Here is a 273-nt window from a genome sequence, read left to right on the forward strand (position 1 = left end):
TGTATAAACATCGGCATTTTTTAATTTAGTTTGGAAATTTTTGTGAGATTTCTTGACTAATAATCACAGCAGTAGCTGCTGATAATGTCCATCCTAAATGTCCATGTCCCGTATTGTAGAAAACACGTGATTGTCGACCTTGCTTAACGACAGGCAGCATATTAGGCATCATTGGACGCAACCCAGCCCAAGGTACTGAATGCTCTGTAGAAATATCAAAATTTTGGTTAACCCAATTGATTAATGGTTGAATCCGATCAGCACGTATATCAC

1 protein-coding gene is annotated in these 273 nt (G+C 38.1%); it reads right to left on the reverse strand.

What is annotated here, in order from left to right; genetic code table 11:
• Positions 1-25: 25 nt before the first annotated feature.
• Positions 26-273: FAD-dependent oxidoreductase (locus tag GV790_RS30290; protein WP_163818214.1), on the reverse strand; the 248-nt coding region annotated here is incomplete at its 5' end.

It is taken from the genome of Nocardia cyriacigeorgica (assembly GCF_010858045.1).
Lineage (GTDB): Bacteria > Actinomycetota > Actinomycetes > Mycobacteriales > Mycobacteriaceae > Nocardia > Nocardia cyriacigeorgica_E.